This is a genomic window from Acinetobacter sp. YH01010 (genome assembly GCF_013420775.1).
GTDB classification, from domain to species: domain Bacteria; phylum Pseudomonadota; class Gammaproteobacteria; order Pseudomonadales; family Moraxellaceae; genus Acinetobacter; species Acinetobacter amyesii.
The window spans coordinates 69,643-91,898 of sequence record NZ_VOYF01000006.1 but is presented as its reverse complement, the minus strand read 5'-3'; the positions used below and the strand labels follow the sequence as shown (position 1 = coordinate 91,898).

General features: G+C 42.2%; 25 protein-coding genes. 15 read left to right on the top strand and 10 right to left on the bottom strand.

The window, feature by feature from the left end:
• Positions 1–112: 112 nt before the first annotated feature.
• From FTT77_RS07260 to FTT77_RS07250, 3 genes are all read left to right on the top strand, one after another.
• Positions 113–571: a DMT family transporter gene (locus FTT77_RS07260; protein ID WP_180003411.1), complete on the top strand. Its 459-nt coding sequence runs from the start codon at positions 113–115 to the stop codon at positions 569–571.
• A 41-nt stretch (positions 572–612) separates the two neighbouring features.
• Positions 613–1,971: an MATE family efflux transporter gene (locus FTT77_RS07255; RefSeq protein ID WP_306674443.1), complete on the top strand. Its 1,359-nt coding sequence runs from the start codon at positions 613–615 to the stop codon at positions 1,969–1,971.
• A gap of 123 nt (positions 1,972–2,094) precedes the next feature.
• Positions 2,095–2,526 carry a hypothetical protein gene (locus FTT77_RS07250; protein ID WP_180026075.1) on the top strand — a complete coding sequence of 144 codons (432 nt, stop codon included), beginning with the start codon at positions 2,095–2,097 and terminating at the stop codon, positions 2,524–2,526.
• Here FTT77_RS07250 and FTT77_RS07245 read toward each other — a convergent pair.
• Positions 2,523–2,735 (bottom strand): DUF1737 domain-containing protein, encoded by a 213-nt coding sequence (locus FTT77_RS07245; protein ID WP_078189319.1) that lies wholly within the window; start codon positions 2,733–2,735, stop codon positions 2,523–2,525. The genes FTT77_RS07250 and FTT77_RS07245 overlap by 4 nt on opposite strands.
• Positions 2,736–2,936: 201 nt before the next feature.
• On the opposite strand from FTT77_RS07245, the gene FTT77_RS07240 reads away from it, so the two are divergent.
• Both FTT77_RS07240 and FTT77_RS07235 read left to right on the top strand, forming a co-directional pair.
• Entirely contained in the window at positions 2,937–4,235 is a 1,299-nt protein-coding gene (locus tag FTT77_RS07240) for an AarF/ABC1/UbiB kinase family protein (protein ID WP_111884186.1), read from the top strand.
• A 104-nt stretch (positions 4,236–4,339) separates the two neighbouring features.
• Complete coding sequence (locus tag FTT77_RS07235; RefSeq protein ID WP_078189321.1) at positions 4,340–4,594, top strand: type B 50S ribosomal protein L31; 255 nt, start codon at positions 4,340–4,342, stop codon at positions 4,592–4,594.
• Between the two features lie 121 nt (positions 4,595–4,715).
• Here FTT77_RS07235 and crcB read toward each other — a convergent pair whose 3' ends face one another.
• Positions 4,716–5,099, bottom strand: a complete 384-nt coding sequence (crcB, locus tag FTT77_RS07230; RefSeq protein WP_078189322.1) for a fluoride efflux transporter CrcB — start codon at positions 5,097–5,099, stop codon at positions 4,716–4,718.
• A gap of 168 nt (positions 5,100–5,267) precedes the next feature.
• On the opposite strand from crcB, the gene FTT77_RS07225 reads away from it, so the two are divergent.
• On the top strand, positions 5,268–5,600 hold the full coding sequence (locus FTT77_RS07225; protein ID WP_078189323.1) for a HopJ type III effector protein: 333 nt from the start codon (positions 5,268–5,270) through the stop codon (positions 5,598–5,600).
• Positions 5,601–5,689: 89 nt separating this feature from the next.
• Here the strand turns inward: FTT77_RS07225 and FTT77_RS07220 are convergent, their stop codons facing one another.
• On the bottom strand, positions 5,690–6,121 hold the full coding sequence (locus FTT77_RS07220) for a protease inhibitor I42 family protein (RefSeq protein WP_257223984.1): 432 nt from the start codon (positions 6,119–6,121) through the stop codon (positions 5,690–5,692).
• A 73-nt stretch (positions 6,122–6,194) separates the two neighbouring features.
• Positions 6,195–6,755 (bottom strand): hypothetical protein, encoded by a 561-nt coding sequence (locus FTT77_RS07215; RefSeq protein WP_078189325.1) that lies wholly within the window; start codon positions 6,753–6,755, stop codon positions 6,195–6,197.
• A 304-nt stretch (positions 6,756–7,059) separates the two neighbouring features.
• Here FTT77_RS07215 and FTT77_RS07210 point away from each other — a divergent pair, with 304 nt between their 5' ends.
• A complete protein-coding gene (locus FTT77_RS07210; protein ID WP_180049231.1) occupies positions 7,060–7,686 on the top strand; it encodes a class I SAM-dependent methyltransferase in 627 nt (208 codons plus the stop codon).
• 47 nt (positions 7,687–7,733) lie between these two features.
• Here FTT77_RS07210 and FTT77_RS07205 read toward each other — a convergent pair whose 3' ends face one another.
• Positions 7,734–8,327, bottom strand: coding sequence for a hypothetical protein (locus FTT77_RS07205; RefSeq protein ID WP_180010496.1), 594 nt, complete (start codon positions 8,325–8,327; stop codon positions 7,734–7,736).
• Between the two features lie 55 nt (positions 8,328–8,382).
• Positions 8,383–8,853: a Holliday junction resolvase-like protein gene (locus tag FTT77_RS07200; RefSeq protein WP_078192492.1), complete on the bottom strand. Its 471-nt coding sequence runs from the start codon at positions 8,851–8,853 to the stop codon at positions 8,383–8,385.
• 132 nt (positions 8,854–8,985) lie between these two features.
• On the opposite strand from FTT77_RS07200, the gene FTT77_RS07195 reads away from it, so the two are divergent.
• From FTT77_RS07195 to FTT77_RS07170, 6 genes are all read left to right on the top strand, one after another.
• Complete coding sequence (locus FTT77_RS07195; RefSeq protein ID WP_078192493.1) at positions 8,986–9,630, top strand: ParA family protein; 645 nt, start codon at positions 8,986–8,988, stop codon at positions 9,628–9,630.
• A gap of 150 nt (positions 9,631–9,780) precedes the next feature.
• Positions 9,781–10,902: an AI-2E family transporter gene (locus FTT77_RS07190; RefSeq protein ID WP_180026123.1), complete on the top strand. Its 1,122-nt coding sequence runs from the start codon at positions 9,781–9,783 to the stop codon at positions 10,900–10,902.
• Positions 10,903–11,018: 116 nt separating this feature from the next.
• Positions 11,019–11,567, top strand: a complete 549-nt coding sequence (gene sodC, locus FTT77_RS07185) for a superoxide dismutase family protein (protein ID WP_180026077.1) — start codon at positions 11,019–11,021, stop codon at positions 11,565–11,567.
• Between the two features lie 124 nt (positions 11,568–11,691).
• Positions 11,692–13,842: a YccS family putative transporter gene (gene yccS, locus FTT77_RS07180; protein ID WP_373685435.1), complete on the top strand. Its 2,151-nt coding sequence runs from the start codon at positions 11,692–11,694 to the stop codon at positions 13,840–13,842.
• Between the two features lie 15 nt (positions 13,843–13,857).
• Positions 13,858–14,427: a hypothetical protein gene (locus FTT77_RS07175; protein WP_180026078.1), complete on the top strand. Its 570-nt coding sequence runs from the start codon at positions 13,858–13,860 to the stop codon at positions 14,425–14,427.
• A 142-nt stretch (positions 14,428–14,569) separates the two neighbouring features.
• Positions 14,570–14,869, top strand: coding sequence for a DUF3817 domain-containing protein (locus FTT77_RS07170; protein ID WP_078189335.1), 300 nt, complete (start codon positions 14,570–14,572; stop codon positions 14,867–14,869).
• A gap of 79 nt (positions 14,870–14,948) precedes the next feature.
• On the opposite strand, the gene FTT77_RS07165 is transcribed toward FTT77_RS07170, so the two are convergent.
• From FTT77_RS07165 to FTT77_RS07150, 4 genes are all read right to left on the bottom strand, one after another.
• On the bottom strand, positions 14,949–16,178 hold the full coding sequence (locus tag FTT77_RS07165; protein WP_180026079.1) for an MFS transporter: 1,230 nt from the start codon (positions 16,176–16,178) through the stop codon (positions 14,949–14,951).
• A gap of 250 nt (positions 16,179–16,428) precedes the next feature.
• Positions 16,429–17,310 (bottom strand): pirin family protein, encoded by an 882-nt coding sequence (locus FTT77_RS07160; protein WP_180026125.1) that lies wholly within the window; start codon positions 17,308–17,310, stop codon positions 16,429–16,431.
• Positions 17,311–17,654: 344 nt separating this feature from the next.
• Positions 17,655–18,026, bottom strand: coding sequence for a hypothetical protein (locus FTT77_RS07155; protein ID WP_078192499.1), 372 nt, complete (start codon positions 18,024–18,026; stop codon positions 17,655–17,657).
• Positions 18,027–18,218: 192 nt separating this feature from the next.
• Positions 18,219–19,628, bottom strand: a complete 1,410-nt coding sequence (locus tag FTT77_RS07150) for an FAD-binding oxidoreductase (protein ID WP_180026080.1) — start codon at positions 19,626–19,628, stop codon at positions 18,219–18,221.
• 373 nt (positions 19,629–20,001) lie between these two features.
• On the opposite strand from FTT77_RS07150, the gene serA reads away from it, so the two are divergent.
• Positions 20,002–21,234, top strand: coding sequence for a phosphoglycerate dehydrogenase (gene serA, locus FTT77_RS07145; protein ID WP_078192852.1), 1,233 nt, complete (start codon positions 20,002–20,004; stop codon positions 21,232–21,234).
• A 117-nt stretch (positions 21,235–21,351) separates the two neighbouring features.
• Positions 21,352–22,221 (top strand): EamA family transporter, encoded by an 870-nt coding sequence (locus FTT77_RS07140; protein WP_180026081.1) that lies wholly within the window; start codon positions 21,352–21,354, stop codon positions 22,219–22,221.
• Positions 22,222–22,256: the final 35 nt, after the last annotated feature.

Genomic DNA, 22,256 nt, shown 5'->3' with positions numbered 1-22,256 from the left:
AAGGAACAAAAGAAGTAAGCGCATTTTAACATGACTGCATCAGAGCGCTTATGAAAACTCATCCACAATACAGTAGACTAATAAAATTAAAGAAGAATTAGATGATTAGAAGATGAAAATAAGCAGCCATTTATTGTACTTACTGCCGCTCGCGATGGGTGTTGGTATCGCTATGACCATTCAAACAGCGATCAACAGCCAATTGCGTGAATATTTATATTCACCGCTGCAAGCTGCCCTTTTTTCTTTTTTGGTTGGTACAATAGTCCTCGCCTTTATGGTGTTTTTTCAATCGGCCGAAAAACCGGACTTTGCAAGTTTTGCTCAAATCCCTTGGTATTTATGGCTGGGGGGATGTTTGGGTGTTTATGCCATCAGTATCAGTATTTATACCGCACCGAAACTGGGTTTTTTATCCCTCTCCGGTCTGATTATTTTTGGACAGATCTTAATGTCGATGGTATTTGACCATTTTGGCTTGCTCGGCACTGAAAAAACCCCGATTAACTGGCAACGCTTATTGGGTGGCGTGGTGATTTTTATTGGTGTGCTTCTCACTTTCCAACGCTAAGACCTCATTCCTAAGCACCTCACAAGAAATGAGTACATTCTGTGTCTACTGTCACGGCTGTAACAAGCAGCAAGTATGAATTAAAACAACTGTTTCATTTAATGATCCCGATATTGATCACGCAGTTTGCGCAAGCGGGATTTGGTCTCATTGATACCATCATGGCTGGACACATGTCCGCCAATGACCTTGCAGCCATTGCGGTCGGGGTCGGTTTATGGATACCGGTCATGCTGCTGTTCAGCGGCATTATGATTGCAACCACCCCATTAGTGGCAGAAGCCAATGGTGCTCGCACGCCTGAAAAAATTGCCACCATCGCCCGTCAGTCTGTGTGGGTCGCATTATTTTTAGGGATCATTGCCGCATTAGTCTTACAAGCTATGCCGCTGCTTTTACCGTTATTGGGTGTCCCTGAAGTATTACTTCCGAAGGCGAGCTTATTCTTACACGCCATTAGTTTAGGTATGCCTGCTGTCACCATGTACGCAGCTTTACGTGGTTACTCAGAAGCATTGGGGCATCCACGTCCAGTCACTGTGCTGAGTCTGCTGGCCTTATTGGTGTTAATTCCACTGAACTTTATTTTTATGTATGGTTTAGGCCCAGTCCCTGAATTAGGTTCTGCAGGATGTGGTTTTGCCACCGCGATTTTGCAATGGTTGATGTTCTTTGCTTTGGCGATGTACGTTTTCAAAGGATCAGCCTATCAAAAAACCCAACCTTTCGCTGCTTTTGAAAAAATGAACAGTGAATGGATCAAACGTATTTTAAAACTCGGCTTTCCCATTGGCTTAGCTATTTTCTTTGAAGTCAGTATTTTTAGTACAGCCGCTATTGTGTTGAGTCCCTTAGGCGAAGTTACCATTGCCGCGCATCAAGTCGCCATTTCGATTACCTCGCAATTGTTTATGATTCCAATGTCACTAGCGATTGCGCTGACCATTCGGGTCGGTACCTATTATGGGGAAAAAAACTGGCTAGCTATGCGAAAAGTCCAGAAAGTCGGTATGTTGACAGGGACGGTATTTGCCCTAATTACCATGCTGCTGCTTTGGCTTTTACGTAATGAAATTGTGTCACTCTATACCAATGACTATGATGTGACTCAGCTTGCCGTGTACTTGGTCTTGTTCGCTATTGCCTATCAATTAATGGATGCATGGCAAGTCAGTGCCGCAGGGTGCTTACGCGGTATGCAAGACACCAAAGGACCGATGTGGATCACTATGATCGCGTATTGGATCATTGCCTTCCCTGTCGGGATCTATCTTGCACGCTTCACTACGACTGGTGCTGCAGGCGTTTGGATTGGCCTGATTGTGGGTCTGACTGTCGCATGTATACTGCTACTTACACGTTTATTTATGATGAATAAACGTTTAGCACATGCGGGATAAGCCCTAAAAAATCATCTAAAAAGTTACTTAAAAATACGGCTACGCTATGCAGAAGATTAATGCAAATTAACACCCTGCATAGCAATGCCATAAATAAAAAGCACGAAGAAGAGGAAAATAAACATGTCCCATGTATTTCGCTCGATCAGTCTCTGTCTGAGCTTAGGCTTTTCCATGTCACTACAAGCTGAACAAACGATCAACCGACATGAATTTCCTTTATATCACGCACCCATCAAAGTCCAATCACAACCCGAATTTGATTACATCAATCAAGCACTTTGGACAGCCTTTCGCTTTTATCATGAACAACAGGCGGACTCATATACCGCACGTTTAAAATTAAGTTGTCAGCAGTCTGGTATGGCGTATACCTATCAGGACTTCATTAAGGCCAATCAAAAGTTTGCCTCTGCGGACGATCAGGATTTTATCGTGACGCAAAACCTCATCACATTGAATGAAAATTTACACCATAACCAATGCAGTAAATATCTCGGTCCACATTTAGAACTGGAAAAAACTGAATCTAGCGAAGCAGCAAAAGCCAACTAATTAAGCGCCTCGATGGCATTTTTTAAACCTTGTGGCACTTGGCTGTCATCTTCTACGTCTTTCACGATCGCCTGCCCGACGATCACATCTGTCCCATTAAAACTCATGGTTGGCGAGCCATACAATTCATAGCCTTCATTTAAAGCTTTGGTCACACGGGCACAGAAATTGACATCATCTTTACCAGTTAAATAGCGATACACTTTCATCGTTCAGTTCTCTTCTAGCGACGCGATATTTTAAACCATTCAGCGTGTGGCTTAAATTTGCCTGAATTATTTTCAGTATTTACATTTTTGCCCATCATTTTATCAATAGAAATAAAGTCTTAACAATTTAAAGTAGGCAGTTTGTGTTTTGTCGCCTATGATCGGTAATAGATAATAAATGATGATCTTGAGGAACATCACATGGCAAAAACGGCTAGCACACCGGGTCGTCGCTTTATGAAACTTGCCAGTATGACGGCAAGCATTGCTACTAAAACCGTTTCCAATTCCATCCGCAATATCACTGCCGATGAAGAACAGAAAAATGCATCTCGCAGTAAACTTTTTCAGGACATCGGTCTGCAAATTGCAGATACTTTGGGTGAAATGAAAGGTGCGGTGATGAAAGTCGGACAAATTGCCTCGCAGTACAAAGACATTTTTCCACCTGAAGTCGCAAAAGCGATCAGTAAATTACAACGCCAAGCGCCAGCCATGCCTTTTGCTGAAATTAAGGCTCAAGTAGAACAAGAACTCGGCAAACCCCTCGCGCAAATTTTTAAAAGTTTTGAAGAACAACCTTTTGCCGCTGCATCCATTGGGCAGGTGCATAAAGCCGTGTTACCTAATGGTCAGCAGGTGGTGGTGAAAGTGCAATATCCGGGTGTCGAAGAAGCCTGTGAAAGTGATTTAAAACAAGTTCGGCTTGCCCTTCGTCTGATGGGCGTATTGAAAATTGATCGGAAGTTACAAGACAAGCTATTTCGTGAAATTCAGGACAGTTTGGACAACGAACTGAACTACGAAATTGAAGCGCAAAACTTAGATGTGGCCCGTGCGTTTCATAGTGCGCTGGATGACAAAATCATCATTCCACAGGTCTATAAAGATTATTCTTCACGTCATATTTTGACTCTAAGTCTAGAGCTTGGCGACAGTATAGAAACTGCCAGCACATGGTCACAAGAAACACGAAATGCCTTGGGAAGACGGTTATTCCGTGCCATTGGCCGTGAAATTTTCTTCCTTAAACGTTTCCACTGTGACCCACATCCGGGCAACTTCGCCTTTCGTGAAGATGGTTCAGTCATCGTATATGACTACGGCGGTGTGAAAACCCTGTCTCCTGAAATCGTGTCGCACTTTAAGCAATTGATCAATGCTGCACGCAAGCACGATATTCCGCTGATGGAACAGCAACTCGATGCCTTACATTCACTCAATGAACTCGGTAAATTCCCTGCGGAGTTGTATGAACAATGGCTGGAAGTGCTGATGCGTCCGCTAACCACACAATACGACTTTGCTGAAAATTCAGCGCACCATGACGGGGTAGAATTAATTAAGCCATCTCTTAAATACTGGGATGTGTTTAAACCGTCACCGGATACCTTGATGGTGAACCGGACTGTTTCAGGACATTATTGGAATTTGATTCATTTGAAAGTGAATGACAATCTCAATGATCTTTTTGATGAGTTGGTCCCACCTAGCGCTTAAGGGAACATGAAGCGCTGATTGCCTGACGAATTTCGGGCAATATTTGCATTTTTAATTGTTATGTTATAACGTTTCTTTAATCAATAAATTTAAGGAACAGAAGAATGCGTGCCAACATCCATCCCGAATACCGTGAAGTGCTCTTTCATGACACCAATGCAAATGCCTTTTTTGTCATTGGCAGTACCTTAAGCACCAATCAAACCAAAGAGTTTGAAGGCAAAACTTATCCATATGTGACGCTCGATATCTCAAGTGCATCACATCCTTTTTATACAGGTGAACAACGTCAAGTAAATAATGAAGGACGTATTGCGAACTTTAATAAACGCTTTGCACGTTTCAAACGCTCACAATAAGTTCAGTTTCGATTAAGTTTTTGCTTTTAAAATTAAAGCATTGAAGAAGTTCAGGGTTCCCCTCCTCCAGCCTGAGCTTCTTTTTTTTATGTCTGAAATTTTGTGGTTTTCAAGCGTTGTTTTAAACATCTATTTTTAAAATCGACTGAAATAAGTAATATCCCAGCCCCAATACGATGACACCAATCACCACACTAGAAATGGCATAACTAAATGCCAGCCCACTTTGCCCTTGTCTGAGCAGTTGAAAGGTTTCTAAGCCGAAACTGGAAAATGTGGTAAAGCCACCTAAGATCCCGACCATAAGCAATAAGCGTGCTTCATTTTGTAGAACGGGATATTTTTGGCTAAATGCAAAGAACACACCTGCACAAAAGCAACCTAAAATATTCACCCACCATGTTGCCCACGGAAAGAGCACGGTTGGCTTGGCCAATAACAGTCCTGCTGCATAGCGAAGTGTTGCCCCAATTGCGCCGCCACATGCGACCAAAAGCCAGTTCATAATTGTCCTACTTCAACATCATTGGTATCTACAATTTAGGCAACAGACTGCCTAAGGTCGCCCTTCAATATACACGCATTTAATTTACGCAAATAGTGTTAAATGTTTGGGCCAAAGCTTGCTATAGTCTGCAACACTTTGCGGTATTTTTTATTGAAAGAGGACATTATGGCTCAGGAATTATTAGATCAACTTCAAGCAGGGACTGCGAAATTTTCAGATGTGATTGCATTTATTGAAGCGCGTTATAACCATACAGCAACCGCTTTTACCAATGGCAAACAAGCCAATGCAGCAACTGAAAACCAAGGCAGTGCCAAAGTGTTTTCTTTTGCCCAATTGAATGGTCTAAACCAAGCTGAAACATTAAGTCTTTTTGCTGAACATTATGCTGCTGTATTGGCAACACCAGACGCAACTGACCACCAAAACATTCGCCAATTTATGCAAAATGGTTGGGAAGGTATTCAATTTGACGGTCAAGCGCTCAGCGCGAAATAATGCTTAGATGGACGTTCTAAATCAGTTCGTCTGCAATAAAAAAGCCAGTACAAATACTGGCTTTTTTTATCGTTCATCATCAGTTCAAATCAGGACACTCGTACTCTACAAGTCCATTCAGCCATCGCGGTTTTTTCCCAAGCTCGTGCATGCTTCAAATGTAGTAATTCTTCACCTGCAGTCGTTGCGGTAAAACGATAAGTTTTTTGACCGCCTGCACCAAGCACTGGTGTCGCATCTGCAGCAGCAGCTTGTTGTTGTTGAGCTGATTGAAACACTTCTTCAACTTTAAAAAGTTTCGGTTGCTCAGCCAAAGACCATACATATCCGGTACTTGGATTTTCGTTTAACAGTACTTCTAAAGTTTGTCCACGATCCATCTCAAGCAAGGTCGGACAACTTTGCTGTTCAGTAAATACATGGGTTTTCCCATCTACAGTTGAACTCATACTGGTACATCCACCAAGCGCTAAACCACTCGCCAACATTAGACTCAAAATAAACTTTTTCTTTATCGTCATTTTCATCATCAAATTATTTTACCTTGAATCTAATGCACACCGATTTCAAATACGATCTCGATGCAATCGAAGTTTAGCCTTTAACTTTTTCAATCCACTGAATAGAACTGACACGAAAAACTTCACAAGCCCCATCACCCGTATCTGTTGGGGTCAAAGATGAAGTCCAAACCAAATCTTTGTCTTTCACCTCAACCAAATCCCCTTTTAAACGCACAAGATCGCCACGTTTTACTTGAGTAATTTGTTTAGCAATTTGCGGGTTTGCAGGAATGATGTGCATATTCGACACCATCATCATGGCTTGCTTTTGCGGTACAGGAACACGATCCATTTTCCAATTTAAGAAACGGTCATATTGATTGACTGAAATCGTACGAGCAATTTCTGGCTCTGCAAATAAGCCCCAACTGACCGCATAATCGATCGGAGAAAATTTTGCTTGTTCATCTGTTTGATAGGTTTTTGAACCTAAAATTCGGAAATCACCTTTAAATTCTTTCAAGGTAGAAATCGACTGGCCTTTGGCAGCAGGTGCTAAGCCTTTGGCAATATTATAATCTGAAGATGCTTGGACACCGACATTCAATAAAAAGCCTGCAAGCACAGTACTTAATGCAATTCGCTTGATCATCGCGTTATCCTCTTACCCTGTAATACTTCACAATACTCAATTTTAATTCTGCAATTGAGCCGACTTCATCTATTCATAATGCCCCAACCTGAACATGAGCTTAAAATCGCGTTGGTTGAGCCTGATGAATGTCGTTTTCACTAGTTGTAACTCTATATTACGCACACAGTCTGCATAAACCTTATGAACTTGGTAACAAAATGCTGTTATTCAGTCAATTGGCCCATATCCACGCCCTATCACATGATTTAAAATTAAAAAGACATGATTTACACTTTAAAAAAAGCCAACAAAAATACTCGCTATGATTTATAAATTTTATCAACAACACATTTTTCCGCACCTTTTAAATCAAGTCATGCAAGTACCGAGCCTGATGGATAAACGACGCGAACTCCTGTTAGCCGTGTCTGGTGAAGTACTCGAAATTGGCTTTGGTACAGGTTTGAATTTAGCCTTTTATCAAAATGTCGATACGGTTTTTGCCCTTGAGCCCAATCCTGATATTTTTCATTTAGCTGCTGAACGTGTACATGCGGCACCCTTTGAGGTACAGCATATTTTAGCCGGTGCTGAAAAATTACCCTTTGCAGATGAAAGTCTAGATCATGTCGTGAGTACATGGACCTTATGCAGCATTGCCGATATTGAAACTGCGCTTGAAGAAATCTACCGTGTCCTTAAACCAACAGGAACATTTCATTTGGTTGAGCATGTACAACACAATGAAAATGGGAAAATTAAGCAGTTACAACACTTATTGACGCCCATTCAAAAGAAAGTCGCGGATGGCTGTCATCTGGATCGTCATATGCAAAAGTTGCTTGAAGATGCCCAGTTTGAATGTTTTGAAACGCAGTATTTTGATGCTGAAGGCATTCCAAAAATTGGACAGCGCATGTTGCTCGCCCGCGCACAGAAGTTGAGTTAAAGCTTCCAAGGCCATGTTTAAGCACAATCAAATCTAGTTAAAAGTACCTAGTCTTTGATTAGTCGAATGGCATTAATTTTTAGGATATGACAGGGCTTTTTATTCAACACATTAAAGGTGCTATACGACTTCCCTGTTTTGGTGGAATGCACATCCACCCATTCACCCAAAATCTCCACACGATCCCCTGATTTTAAACGGCGAATACGATTTGCGACGTCTTCGGATTGAGCAATCACACTGACATTTTGCAATTCGGACTTGAGCTGTTCAATTTGTGTCGAGGGCACGTCTTTCGCTTGTACGTTAAAACAGCGGTTCTGCTGCGACCATTCAAGATGATATTTTAAAGACTGGAAATCATTTGCGCCTGAACTCAGTAGCAGATCAATATTGCTAACATAGGCCAAGTCTTGAAAGCCACCCACCACGGTCGGTGCTGCCGGATGTAATGTACGACTACTGGCACTGTAGTAGCGTTTATCCAACAGCAAATATTCACCGGAAAATGCCTGAGTCGCTGTGACCTGAAAATTTTTCAGCACACCAGTCTGCTCTAAATGTGGAATGGCACGAAAATATTCAGACCATATCCACAGCATGAGCGCAAAAACGGCTGCAGTCGCTAAGAGTTTTTCCATGTGAATATTCTGTCCTTATTACTTTTCGACGGTTCTGAGCCTGAATCACGCGAGCTTAAATATGCTCAAAATCAATTCGGATGGTTTCAAAACGCACTCGCCCTTCGGCAATGGCTTGAGCAATCGCTTGTTGCCCTTTGGTCAAACGTGCGCCACCACTTTTAATATCAATCAGCACCACTTCGATGTCTTCAGCGAGGCCATCGCCATCACGAAAGTCGGTATAGCCATCAAAAACCACATAATCGATCGGGTCACCGAGAAACTTTGCATCGCTAGGTAAATACTGAAATTCAGGCATGATCGGCGCCATTTGTTCGGCCATTTTGCCTTTTAAAACAGCACGACTGGTATTTACACTGCGTTTTTGTGCATGGGCCAAGGCCTGCTGATGTTCCAATTCTAGTTCTGCAATATATTGCTCGTATTCTGCCTTAATCCTTCCATTGCGACTGCCACTTAAAATTAAGGTGGTCAGTACAATCCCAATACACGCGCCAATGAGCATGGCCATCCAGACAGACATTTAAAATTCCTAATCTTTTTAAGATATTACAGCGAAACGTATAGAAAAAACTTAGACTTTGGTTCTTTGTCATATTCCCCGCATTAAACAATGATATGCTAGGGATGAGCAGAATAAAATCTATTTAGGTCGATGAAAACGATATTAATTGCCAATCAAAAAGGTGGTTGTGGCAAAACCATCACAGCAATCAGTTTAGCCTCTGCACTTGCGCAAAAAGGTTATAAAGTGGCCTTGGCAGATGCTGACAATCAAAAGTCTGCACGTCAATGGCTCAAACAGCGCCCAGAGACTGCCGCCCCAATTCAGAGCCTAGATTGGCGTCATGAAAAGTCGATTGGTGATGTGCCGAAAGGGATTGAATATCTGATTATCGATGCACCGGGTGCGTTATCGGGTGAACATGCAGATCAGTTGGTGAGTGAAGCCCATGCCATCATTACCCCACTGCAACCATCTTTCTTCGACATCGACTCGACCCGTCGTTTTTTAAAGCATTTGCAAGAAATTAAACGAATTCGTAAAGGTAAAGTCCAAATCCTATTGCTGGCTAATCGCGTCAAACCCAATTCTGCTCATTCCAAAGAAATTCAAGATTTTTTCAATAAAGTTGAACAACAGCCCGTTGCTTGGATTTCTGAACGTACCGCTTATGGTCAACTTGCCATGCAAGGTCTTTCGGTTTTTGACAAAACGCAAAAATTGTACCTCGGTATGCAACAACAATGGCAACCTGTGCTCAATGCCATTATTGAAGACGAAGCCGAGTGGTTTTAACCCATCATTCCACATTTTGTTGATATAAAGGCCAATCTTGCAAGGATCTAGCCTGAAAGATATTCACCATAAGTTAACAAGCTCTCGTTTTCGGGAGCTTTTTTTTCGGTTAAGATTGAACACAACATGATGAAAAAATCAGAGCACGCATTGCCAACGTTCGCACCTACATTACAAAAAGTCTTATTGTTCGGATTATTTTTTATCCTGATTTTTTTGAGCTTTAGCGTACTCAAATACTTTATTGTGCCCGTTGTTTGGGCAGCGATTATTGCTTATATGACTTGGCCGCTGTATCAATCGGTACATCGTTTTTGTGGCAATCGTGCAAATCTAAGTGCGGCGCTGATGATCTTACTGGTGGTGCTCGTGGTAGGTCTGCCAGTGATTTTTGCAATCTTCTTGTTACAACATGAAGGCCGTAACTTGTATTTTGAATTACAAAAGCAAGTTTTCTCTGGTCATGTCAATGTGCCTGATTTTATTCGCCAACTGCCGTTTATTGGTAAAGAAGTCAGTCGTACCCTGCATGAGCTAAACAATGACCCAAACAGTATTATTCAATCGGTACAAATTTGGATTCAGGGGCATTTGAACTACGGTAAAGTTTTGGTCGGCGAAGTCAGTAAAAATATCTTTAAGCTGTGTTTTGCCGTGATGTCTTTATTTTTCTTCTATCGTGATGGTCAAACCATTTTAAGTCAGGTCAGTAAAGCCCTCGAAATGGTCATTGGGCCACGTATTCATCATTATCTTGCCACTATTTCGGATACTACACGTGCCGTCGTGTATGGCATCGGTCTCACCGCCATTGCCCAAGCTTTACTTGCCGGTGTTAGCTATTTTGTCGCCGATGTGCCTAACCCAATGTTATTAACCATCATTACCTTCATGTTGGCACTGATTCCTTTTGGCCCACCGATTTCATATACCGCTGTGTCGTTGTGGTTATTTTCACAAGGTCAAACCATCGAAGCCATTGGCGTCATGGCTTGGGGTGTTTGTGTGGTGAGTACGGCCGATAACGTGATTCGTCCTTTAGTAATTTCAGGGGCAACGCAGATTCCATTCTTATTAATCATGTTCGGTGTTTTAGGTGGTATCGCCAGTTTCGGTCTTGTTGGTTTATTTATCGGGCCAGTGATCTTGGCTGTATTGTTAGCCATTTGGCGTGAATGGTTGCATGAAACCCAAATTGAAGCCGTCATGATGCCCAAAGCAACGTTGGCACATAACTTAGACAATATAGATGATAAGCCTGAACAACCTTAATTCAGGCTTGAATTCATTAAACAAATATTACAATCAAATACTTAAATTATCTGTCATCCTGTATTCGCATCTGTTTCAATGGTTGAGACTCCATAAAAACAGACAGGATGCCAAACATGTCTTCACTATTTAAATTCGGTGCGCTTGCTGCGGTCAGTGCCCTGATGTTTACAGGCTGTGCGAGTACCTCGACTTCAACAGGTCTGAATGCAAAAACCGTGACGGTCAATGCCGTGACTGCTCAAGGTATTGGTCAAAGCATCGGTCAAATTAACTTGGTTGATAGCCCTGCTGGCTTGGTTATTCATACCAATTTAACCCAGCTTCCTCCGGGTCCACACGGTTTCCATATTCATGAAAAAGGCTCTTGTGCCCCAGCTGAAAAAGATGGAAAAGCGGGTGCTGCACTCGCTGCGGGTGGGCACTTTAACCCTAAAGCGGCACCTCACCACGGTACACCGTTAACCGGTCACATGGGTGACTTACCGATCCTTCAAGTTCAAACGGACGGAACAGCAAAAGTGAATTTAATTGCACCGCGTTTGAAATTGGCGGATGTACAAGGCTTAGCCATCATGGTCCATGCTGGTGGTGATAATTACTCAGATGACCCTAAACCTCTAGGCGGTGGCGGTGACCGTATTGCCTGTGGTGTGATTCAATAATCGACCTTGCACATAGATTTGAATAAGCGGACTTTAAGTCCGCTTTTCTATTGAATAAAAATTGACAGTTCACAGAAAAAAGCTCAGTCTAATTTACAAAATCATTTAAATACTTCATAACTCTGTGAACACGCGACTCTCTTGGTTTCAACAGTTTCAATCCAGTGCAATCATTATGTATTGCCTGCAAATTTGTATTGTTTTGAGTGGCACCACGCTCGGATTATATTTTCTCGGTTTTCATAGTTTTATTGTGCCCGTCACCTTAGGTGCGATTGCCACTGCACTCACCGACTTTGATGACCGACTCAGCATCCGACTGCGTAATTTGCTCTATGTCTGCGTACTCTTCTTTAGTGTCAGTAGTATTTTAGATTTTCTCTATCCCTATAAGCTGCTGTTTATCTTGTATCTTTCACTTTCCAGTGCAGGATTTATTTTATTGGGGGCTTTGGGGCAACGCTATGCCACGATATCTTTTGGCACGATTTTACTATCGATTTATACCATGTTCGGCTTGGGCGAATATGAGACCTGGTATTTTCAACCCAGTTGCTTTGTTCTAGGGGCTTTATGGTATGGCTTCACCTCAATTCTTTTTTACCTGATTAAACCCACCCTACCCGTACAGGACAATCTCTCGCGTTGTTTTTTACAAATCGCCGAAGTACTGAATGCAAAAGCACGCTTATTTGACCCAGATAATGTCGACAATGTGGAACACTTACTGTATGAATTATCACTCAAAAACAGTGATGTCATCCCGAGTTTAAACACGACCAAAGCTTCTTTACTCACCCGTTTAAAAGCATCAAGAGCCAATAAAAACACCATCTACTGGCTGAATTTATATTTCTTGGCACAAGATATTCACGAACAGGCCAGTGCGAATTATTTACACTACGAACAAATTCATCAAAATTTTAGCCGTACTGATTTAATTTTCCGTTTTCAAAAAAATATTCGATTACAAGCGCAGGCTTGCCAACAGTTGGCCTACTGTATTTTGCATCGACAGCCCTATCAGCCTGATCCCATTACCGCACAAGCACTGGCACATTTGCATGCCTCTTTGCAGGAGTGGATGGCCAATAATCCGCAAAACATAGAAGTGAAAAACCTACAGCTGATCTTGAGTAATTTGGACAGTGTGCAAGAACGTTTTTCGCATGTGCAGGATTTAGATCATTCACAGCAACAGGCTTATCAGCAGCATATTGATAACCTCAATTTACTTGATGACGATATTCATGGCTGGCATGATTTATGGCTCAAACTGAAACAGCATTTGAGTCCCGAATCTGCCTTATTTCGCCATGCCGTTCGCATCGCTTTTGTCTTTGCGATGGGCTATGCCATTTCGCTATTGCCCTTTGCTAAAAATGGCTACTGGATATTATTGACCAGTTTATTTGTCTGTCAGATGCGTTATTTTGCGACCAAAAGTCGTTTAAAAATGCGGACATTGGGAACCATATTAGGGGTCTTACTTGGCATTCCTATTTTGTATTTTGTGCCTAGTGTCGAAGGTCAATTACTACTGACGATTATTTTTGGCGTGTGCTTTTTCTATCTGAGTGCCAAAAAATATGCCATGGCGACCCTCATGGCAACCTTAATGGTCTTGCTGATTTTTAATTTAAAAGGCGCTGGTTATGCAGTTATTTTACCGCGTATCGTTGATACCCTACTCGGCTGTTTTATTGCATGGTTCGCAGTGAATGTCATCTGGCCAGATTGGGACTTTCGCAATATTTCCAAGACCATTCAAAAAAGCTCTGCTGCGACCTTGCATTATTTTGATGCCGTAGTTGAGCAATATCTCCATGGGAAAACTAATAGCATTGATTATCGGCGTGCCCGTCGTTCAGCCCATAATGCTCAAACTGAATTGTCGAGCATGATTTCAAGTTTAAGTACCGAGCCTGAACCCGACCAGAACTTGATACAACACGCCTTTCGCTATTTGGTGTATAGCCATAGTCAGCTCAGTTATATTTCGGCACTGGGGAGCCACCGTGAACAAGTACAAGACCAACAAGTCCTTGAACTGCTGCAATGGTGTCAAAGCACCCTAGACGACGTCTTAATTCAGCAAAAACCGCTCAACCCTGAGAAAATTCAGCAAAAACTTTTCGAAATTCAAACACTCAGCACTGAAGAAATGCGGTCTAATCACCTACAACTGGTGCTCAAGCAAATCAGTTTATTATTAGAAACATTAGCCGAACTGATTCAGCTTCGAACACAGCTGATTCAGGCGGAAATTAAATAAAATCATTTGAGACTCATGATGAAAATGCTTAGTTTAGGTTTTAAACGCCTCATATTGCCTATGATTGTGGCGACCTCATGTTTAGCTGCGTCTTCTGTTTTTGCAGCACCGACAACACAAGATTTAAAACGTATTTTGGAATGTCAGGCCGATTACGACACCTACCATGACACTTTACTCGACTATGAAAAGGCTCTGGGCCAATTGGGTTGGAAACGCCATGATGACCCACATCAGCCGTTTATTTATATCTATAAAAATAAGCAGGCTGTAGAGTTTTTTGGCATGCCGACCCAAGAAATTGGCCTGTCTTCCAATGCAGTATTCGCAATCTATCGCCAAGCCGATGTGAAAAAACTTGCCCAAAAATATGGTATTGAGCAGCATCGGATGTTTGCCAATTTGCCGTTTTTCCGTGGTGAAAAAATCCTACGTACGGAAGCTGAAACGGATGATCTGCATGCAATCAATCAAAAACTAAGCCTGTCTGAAATGACCGGAAAAAGCCCAATGATTTTATTCGGCTGTAACTATGAATTTGATCAGGGTTCAATTGAAGATGCCTTAACGGATCTAGAAGATTAATCCGAGCAGATGACTCAGAATTAACTTTAAAAACAATTACTTAGACTCAATATACGGATCAATTATTTCAACAGGAACGCTTCGTTCCTGCTGTGCTTTCAGGTACACTCAAGACTGAAATCACTTTGAATTTAGACTTCGCATGAATATCAAGACCTTACGCTTTGTGGGCCTACTCGAAGGCATCTCCTTTTTATTATTATTGTTCATTGCTATGCCAATGAAGTACCTGATGGATAATCCAATATTGGTCAAATACGTCGGTATGGGACATGGCGTCTTGTTTATTGCCTTCTTGGTGGTGCTATTTGTGGTCTGTGAAAAGCAAAAATGGTCGCTTAGCGTATTTCTAATGGGCTTAATTGCATCAATTTTGCCTTTTGGCCCGTTTATTTTCGATCGTAAATTAAAAAATGCAGAACAACCTGCAACATCAAATTAAGACGGTATACAACAAATAAAAAAGCCCAATGTTGTTCTACACAGCATTGGGCTTTTTCTATAATGGCATGAACTCGAATTTAAAACTCACCCGTCAATTTACGTTGTCGCATAATATCTCGCACCACCAAGCGTGGTAGGCTGAACCACAAGATAATGAGGGTAAATCCTGCCAAACTATAGGCCCAAAGGCCAAAGTTTTCATACAGCACGCGCACGATTTCAATCACGGCAAAGAACGTCAGCATCATGATCACAGACACTGCCGCAGCCACAGTGCCCTTCGACATTTCAGACGACATTAAGGCAAATCGATAGAGCACAGAAAAGCTAATCCCTTCACCAAAACTGACTAAAGTCATACCAAGAATGAGCAATGTCAGAAAATAACTTTCAGTCATCGTCCCAATCACCACGAGGCTCGTTCCGAGTAACATCAAAGGTAGCCCGATCATCACAGACTGACCTAGAGGCAATTTGTCGATGATTTTAATCAGGACAATATTACCGAGGATCAGACCGCCCAAAACAGGAAACTGCGCCATGCCGTATTGCATGCTACTCAGCCCAAGCTGCTCCACCAATATGACCGGAGATAGCGCAATCCACAGCATCAGAGGCATTGCCACCATTGGTAGGCCCAGTGTCAGTGCCAAAAAGCGTTTGTTTTTTAACACCTGTTTAAAGTCATCGATAATATAACCCACCGGTTGCTTTGGGATGCTGATGTGCTGAGCCGGCATCTTGGCTTTTAAACCAAACCAACTCAGAAAAGATAGAAATGCGATTCCTATAAAACCCCAATGCCATGACACGTGATCAATCATAAAGGCACCGAGGACGGGTCCGATCAGTGGCGCCAGTAGTGAAATATTGGCCATGATCGCCATGACTTTGATGGCATCTCGCTCTTCAAAAGTTTCCTGAACAGCGGCATAGCCCACGGCTGAAATAACCGACAAGCCAAAACCTTGTAAAAAACGCAAAGTTAAAAAGCTTTCGATATTATGTGTGAGCAATATCGCTAAACAGCATAAGCTAAAGAACGCTACACCACCCAACAGGACTTTTTTACGGCCTAATCGGTCTGACAAGGGTCCTAATATCGCAGCGACACAGGCACCTCCCAATAAGTAAAATGACATCGACGAGGGTGCCCATGCACTACTCACGCCAAACTCTTGGGTAATCGCAAGCATGGCGGGTTGGACTAAGTCGTTGCCGATATAGACAGAAAATTCAAATAAAACCAGTGCCAAGGGAAACATTAAGGTGGCACGACTTAATTTTGTGGTTTGTACGTTTTGCATTGTTATCTACATATCAAATGTGTGCTGTCGAGCTTGAATTGACAAATAGGGAGAGACTCTTCAGCCCAATGACGAGCACTGTAATATTAATTTTAAAAATGAATTTGCGGCGTATCCGCCATATGTGCGTCGTATTCACAAGACGCTAGATAGAGATAAAATGAACTTCAACGAACCGATCTGTCGGTTTGAGTCCGACTATTTTAACAGTGTTTGCTGGCGTTGTATTGGTCTTTTTAAACTACCGCTTTTATGGTTTTTCATTGTCTGCTTTTTGGATAAAGCGACCTTGTTTTAGGTCCTCATAGGCTTGCATGACTTCTGCAAAATGATTCATCACAAAATAACCTCGCCCATAAATGGGCTCATTTAAAGGCTGCGCCGATAAATACAACATGTGGCTATCTTCGACTGCCGTCAATTCTACATTTTCACCTTGGCTCGACATAACTGCCATATGCTGTGCATTTAACGGTTCATCTGTTTCAGTAAATTTCAGCTTGCCCGAGCGTAAATATACCAGCGTGGTATCCCCTTCTTGTGCAGGCAGTGTGATGCTTTGATTTGCTCTGACAAAGACATCAAATACTTGCATAGGTGTATGTGTTTCTGCAGGGCCGTGGGCTGTTAAATATTGCCCGGCAATCACCCGTACATAACCTGCATTATCTGCTAAATCCACTACAGGAATACTGGCTTTGGCTAAGCTCTGATAGCGTGCAGGATTCATTTTATCTTTGGCAGGCAGATTGACCCAAAGTTGCAAGATTTCAAATGCTCCGCCCCGCTGTGCAAAGGCTTGGCTAAAAACTTCTTCGTGTTGTATTCCTGAAGCAGCAGTCATCCACTGCACATCGCCCTCACCAATGACGCCACCGCCGCCAGTCGTATCATGATGTTCAAGTTCACCTTTAAACACCAAGGTGACGGTTTCAAAGCCTCGATGTGGGTGTTCCAGCACACCTTTTTTCAGTTGGGTTGGTTTCAGCACCCCAGGCCCTAAATGGTCGAGTAATAAAAATGGCGAAACAGTATTGCCCAATTCATAATGGGAAAAAACTGAAGTCACTGGAGCAAAGTCACCGACAGGTGTGCCTGAATCATTGACGTGAATAAAAGCGAGGGTTTTCATCATACAATTGAAATCTGATCATGATTTGAATTCGGTTCAATATTATTAAAAACTATACGAACTCACGAGAAAATTTTTAGGATTGAATATTCTATGTTTAGGATGAAAATTAAGATACGCGGAAACTCATCCGCAACTGTCCGAGTCAGGACACATTCAATATGTAAAGTTTCTGCGACCTACACAATTGAAGATGGTATTTGACGAGTTTTGCGGATGAAAGATGGTTTTGCTACTTTTGCCGAAACAAAAGTAGATACGAGCTCCAATCATCGAATTTAAAATGAAAGGACCCCGTCATGCTGAATATTTAATAAGAAATTTAGACCTTAACTTTTTATAATTTAAGGACACTTCGCCGATTGGAAAGTCTTGGTATTTTTACCACGTTGGCACTGATATTCCTTTTGCGTATTTACACGCTGCCAGTCACCATCCACCAATCTAAAACTATAAATAGTACGAATTGATTTCACCGAATCATCCATTAAACCCGTTTCAGTCACTTTCACCTGCCCCGCATTTGGCGACTCAACACGGTTAAAGTACTGACGAATTTCCACAGTCGACAACTCTTTACGCAAATCAGGACGTTCTTTTAATACCTGATCGAGTGGTGTAGCAGAAGAACCGACTTTAGACACAATTTTCTGCGTTGTCGCACAACCCGCCAACATCCCCACACACAATGCAGACACAGCAATTAAACGATACATAGAAGCAACTCAAATTTATTATTCAGACCTATCATGCCGAACATTTGTCCAAAACACTATTTAAGCAATGTAAAAGAAGTAGTCCATTCCACAAAATCAATGTGCTGTTTCTCATCCATAGGCGGCTACAAAGTCGTGCTATAACCATAAAAAAACGCATCTGAAGATGCGTTCTAGTACGTCTTTAAAAAATTAAAGATCGAACAATTTACCTGGGTTCATAATCGCATTTGGATCGAATACTTTTTTCAATGCTTTCATATATTCGATTTCTTCTGCTGAACGTGTGTAATCGAGGTAAGGCTTTTTGGTCATACCCACGCCATGTTCTGCTGAAATTGAACCGTCATATTTTTTCACAGTTTCAAATACGTATTTATTTACCACTTGGCATTTTGCAAAGAATTCATCTTTACTTAAATCCGCAGGTTTCAAAATATTTAAGTGCAAGTTACCGTCACCAATATGACCGAACCAGCAAATTTCAAAGTCTGGGTAATTCGCTTCCACAATTGCATCAATTTCTTTAATAAATGCAGGCACATGTGTAATCAGAACTGAGATGTCATTTTTGTATGGTGTGAACGGTGCGATTGACTCTGAAATGTCTTCGCGTAAACGCCATAAGCTATGTACTTGGTCTAAGCTTTGGCTCATCACGCCATCCAGTACCCAACCTTGTTCCATGCAATGTTCAAAAATTTCCATTGCCGCATCCATGATCGGTTCAAATGGTGCTTCAAACTCAAGTAATACATAGAACGGACATGGTGTTTCAAACGGACGTTGCACATGACCATTGTCCAATACTTTTTGCATCGCAAGCTCACCAAAGAACTCAAATGCAGTCAGGTCGATTTTCTTTTGGAAGGCATGTAGAACAGGCATAATCGCATCAAAATCAGGCACACCGAGAACCAACACTTGTAAGTCATGGGGTTGACGTTCAAGTTTGATTTCAGCTTCAGTCACTAAACCTAGTGTACCTTCACCACCAATAAATAAGTGTTGAAGTGCATAACCAGTCGCGTTTTTGATCATGCCTTTGTTCAAGCGCAGGACGTCACCTTTACCTGTGACCACAGTCATGCCCAACACCCAGTTACGTGTCATACCGTATTTGATGACTTTAATACCACCGGCATTGGTACCAATGTTACCGCCAATTTGAGATGAACCTGAAGATGCAAAATCAACTGGGTAGTACATGCCTTGTTCTTCAGCATAGTTCTGAAGTTGTTCAGTCACTACACCTGCTTGTACGCGAACCATACGGTCAGCTGGGAAGAATTCCAAGATTTGGTTCATCTTGTCCATGCTTACCACGATTTCACCGTTGGCAGCCACAGCACCCGCAGATAAACCTGTACGACCGCCACTTGGTGTGATCGCTACATTAAATTGGTTGGCAAGTTTTACAATCTGTTGAACTTGTTCTGTGCTTGAAGGGAAAACGACGACCGACGGGTTTGGATCGAAGTGCTTAGTATGGTCACGACCCCAATTTTGGAGACTATCCGCATCGGTTTTAATTCGGCTTTCGCCAACAATAGCGGTCAATTGGGTCAATAACTCTGGGGTTAAAGCGACTGGAGCATTCATCGTTTTCAGACCTTGCAAGAAGTAAACAAGTTTTTTTAAAGGTCCAGACTTCATTCAGTCAAAACTGCGGTAACGCATATTTCAAGGGAAAAAGCCTGAAACAGAGCGCATCAAAATGTCAGGGAATTGGTCATGATGATTTTGAGCGGCTCCATTATAAGCTATAACTGGGCTTTTTTTGACAAAACCCAAAGAAAAACGTGATTTCAAAATGTCACGAGGAATATGGCCAAGTTAATTAGACCAAATCTAAAAAATATTGACTCATCATTCGCCAAAATAGCCATGACGTCGGTCATAAAGGAAATGTATATCAGGCGACTTCCTATGCTATTATATGCGCACTAAATTTGGCCTTTGTAGCGGAGCCGTAATGAGCCAACATCTTTCTTTACCTAAAGATAAAATTCGTTTCTTGTTGTTAGAAGGCGTTCACCAAAACGCAATCGACACTCTAAATGCTGCTGGATACACCAACATTGACTACCGTAAAACTGCGCTTGAGGGTGAAGCGTTGAAAGAAGCGGTTAAAGATGCTCACTTCATTGGTATTCGTTCACGTACTCAATTAACTGAAGAAGTTTTTGAAGCGGCGAACAAACTGATTGCTGTGGGTTGTTTCTGTATCGGTACAAACCAAGTGAACTTAAATGCTGCAATGATTCGCGGTATTCCAGTATTTAACGCACCATACTCAAATACGCGTTCAGTTGCTGAACTAGTACTTGCTGAAGCGATTCTATTACTTCGTGGTGTTCCTGCAAAATCTGCTTCAACTCACCGTGGTGGTTGGAACAAGTCTGCAGTTGGTTCATTTGAAACTCGTGGTAAAACTTTAGGTATTGTTGGTTACGGTTCGATTGGCTCGCAACTTTCTGTACTTGCTGAAAGTTTAGGTATGCACGTAATTTATTACGATGCCGTGACTAAGCTTCCAATGGGTAATGCACGTCAAGTCGGTTCTATGGGTGAACTTCTTGCCAATGCAGATGTCGTATCTCTACACGTTCCAGACGTTCCATCAACTCGCAACTTCTTCGGCAAAGACCAATTTGCTCAAATGAAAGAAGGCGCAATCTTCCTCAATGCTGCACGTGGTACATGTGTCATCATTGAAGATCTTGCTGATGCAATCAAATCTGGTCATATTGCTGGTGCGGCTGTAGACGTATTCCCTAAAGAACCTAAAGCAAACGGTGAAGAATTCGTTTCTCCACTTCGTGGCCTAGACAACGTGATTTTAACCCCTCACGTTGGTGGTTCTACGATGGAAGCGCAAGCGAACATCGGTCTTGAAGTTGCTGAAAAATTCGTTGCTTACTCTGATAAAGGTATGACTTTATCTGCAGTGAACTTCCCAGAAATCGCGTTACCGTTGACTGAAGGCAAACACCGTTTACTTCATATCCACAAAAACGTGCCAGGCGTTCTTTCAAAAATCAACAACTTGTTTGCTGAACACGGTATCAACATCTCTGGTCAGTCATTAATGACTAAAGGCGATGTGGGCTATCTTGTGATGGACGTTGATGCAACTGCATCTAAAGAAGCTTTGGATACTCTTCACGAAGTGGAAGGTACCATCCGCGTTCGCGTATTGTTCTAAATTAATTAGACACTGAAGCCACAGCCTTCGGGCTGTGGTTTTTTTATTGTAGTAGACTTTTAAAATCTGGCTTTTGCCAATCTCCCGCTATTCGAGTCATCGAAACAAATTTAGTCTATGCCAAATTTTAAAGTTGCACCGGCTGTCCAAGCACCGCTGATCTTGCTTATTGCCATGATCAGCATGCAAAGCAGCGGTTCCTTTGCCAAATATCTTTTCGGTCAATTTCCCATACTGACCGTTTCGGCCATGCGTTTAATGCTGGGCGCTTTGATCTTGGCGATTATTTTTAAAGTTTGGCAGATCAATTTTAAACAAGTGAAATGGTCGTCTATTCTGAGCTATGGCTGTGCCTTAGCAGGGATGAATGTATTATTTTACTTGTCGATTGATCGTCTCCCGCTCGGCATTGCCGTCTCTTTTGAATTTATGGGCCCGCTCAGTGTCGCACTATTTGCTGCACGCCGAAAATTTGACTTTATTTGGGTCGGACTGGCTATTTTAGGCCTTATCCTACTTTTTCCTTTTGACCAAGCTGCACAACGACTTGATCCTGTTGGCATTGCCCTCGCCCTTGGCGCAGGTGCCTGTTGGGCACTCTATATTGTGGCAGGTCAGAAACCCTCTGGCGTTTCAGGCAACCATACGGTTTGTTTAGGTATGTTTGTCGGCATGTGTATGCTCATGCCAATTGCATTATTTGTAGGGATTCCTGCACATGCCTTTGAACCGATGAGCCTCTTTTATTTTCTTGCTTTAGCCACCTTAGCCAGTGCCATCCCCTTTAGCTTAGAAATGATTGCGCTCCGCAATTTAACGGCACTCAGTTTCGGAACGCTTATGAGCCTAGAACCTGCAATTGCAGCACTCTCTGGTTTTGTTTTCTTAAATGAACAATTACTTTGGACCCAGTGGTTAGCCCTTGCTGTCATCATCTGTGCCTCGATTGGGTGTACCTATACCACGCAAAAAGCCAAAGTCATTTAAATTCAAAATATGTTCCCACTGACAATGGATGAACT

Coding starts and splice junctions, on each gene's coding strand:
- FTT77_RS07260 (WP_180003411.1), top strand. CDS start 113: ATGAAAATAAGCAGCCATTTATTGTACTTACTGCCGCTCGCGATGGGT.
- FTT77_RS07250 (WP_180026075.1), top strand. CDS start 2,095: ATGTCCCATGTATTTCGCTCGATCAGTCTCTGTCTGAGCTTAGGCTTT.
- FTT77_RS07245 (WP_078189319.1), bottom strand. CDS start 2,735: ATGAAAGTGTATCGCTATTTAACTGGTAAAGATGATGTCAATTTCTGT.
- FTT77_RS07240 (WP_111884186.1), top strand. CDS start 2,937: ATGGCAAAAACGGCTAGCACACCGGGTCGTCGCTTTATGAAACTTGCC.
- FTT77_RS07235 (WP_078189321.1), top strand. CDS start 4,340: ATGCGTGCCAACATCCATCCCGAATACCGTGAAGTGCTCTTTCATGAC.
- crcB (WP_078189322.1), bottom strand. CDS start 5,099: ATGAACTGGCTTTTGGTCGCATGTGGCGGCGCAATTGGGGCAACACTT.
- FTT77_RS07225 (WP_078189323.1), top strand. CDS start 5,268: ATGGCTCAGGAATTATTAGATCAACTTCAAGCAGGGACTGCGAAATTT.
- FTT77_RS07220 (WP_257223984.1), bottom strand. CDS start 6,121: ATGACGATAAAGAAAAAGTTTATTTTGAGTCTAATGTTGGCGAGTGGT.
- FTT77_RS07215 (WP_078189325.1), bottom strand. CDS start 6,755: ATGATCAAGCGAATTGCATTAAGTACTGTGCTTGCAGGCTTTTTATTG.
- FTT77_RS07210 (WP_180049231.1), top strand. CDS start 7,060: ATGATTTATAAATTTTATCAACAACACATTTTTCCGCACCTTTTAAAT.
- FTT77_RS07205 (WP_180010496.1), bottom strand. CDS start 8,327: ATGGAAAAACTCTTAGCGACTGCAGCCGTTTTTGCGCTCATGCTGTGG.
- FTT77_RS07200 (WP_078192492.1), bottom strand. CDS start 8,853: ATGTCTGTCTGGATGGCCATGCTCATTGGCGCGTGTATTGGGATTGTA.
- FTT77_RS07195 (WP_078192493.1), top strand. CDS start 8,986: ATGAAAACGATATTAATTGCCAATCAAAAAGGTGGTTGTGGCAAAACC.
- sodC (WP_180026077.1), top strand. CDS start 11,019: ATGTCTTCACTATTTAAATTCGGTGCGCTTGCTGCGGTCAGTGCCCTG.
- FTT77_RS07175 (WP_180026078.1), top strand. CDS start 13,858: ATGATGAAAATGCTTAGTTTAGGTTTTAAACGCCTCATATTGCCTATG.
- FTT77_RS07170 (WP_078189335.1), top strand. CDS start 14,570: ATGAATATCAAGACCTTACGCTTTGTGGGCCTACTCGAAGGCATCTCC.
- FTT77_RS07165 (WP_180026079.1), bottom strand. CDS start 16,178: ATGCAAAACGTACAAACCACAAAATTAAGTCGTGCCACCTTAATGTTT.
- FTT77_RS07160 (WP_180026125.1), bottom strand. CDS start 17,310: ATGAAAACCCTCGCTTTTATTCACGTCAATGATTCAGGCACACCTGTC.
- FTT77_RS07155 (WP_078192499.1), bottom strand. CDS start 18,026: ATGTATCGTTTAATTGCTGTGTCTGCATTGTGTGTGGGGATGTTGGCG.
- FTT77_RS07150 (WP_180026080.1), bottom strand. CDS start 19,628: ATGAATGCTCCAGTCGCTTTAACCCCAGAGTTATTGACCCAATTGACC.
- serA (WP_078192852.1), top strand. CDS start 20,002: ATGAGCCAACATCTTTCTTTACCTAAAGATAAAATTCGTTTCTTGTTG.
- FTT77_RS07140 (WP_180026081.1), top strand. CDS start 21,352: ATGCCAAATTTTAAAGTTGCACCGGCTGTCCAAGCACCGCTGATCTTG.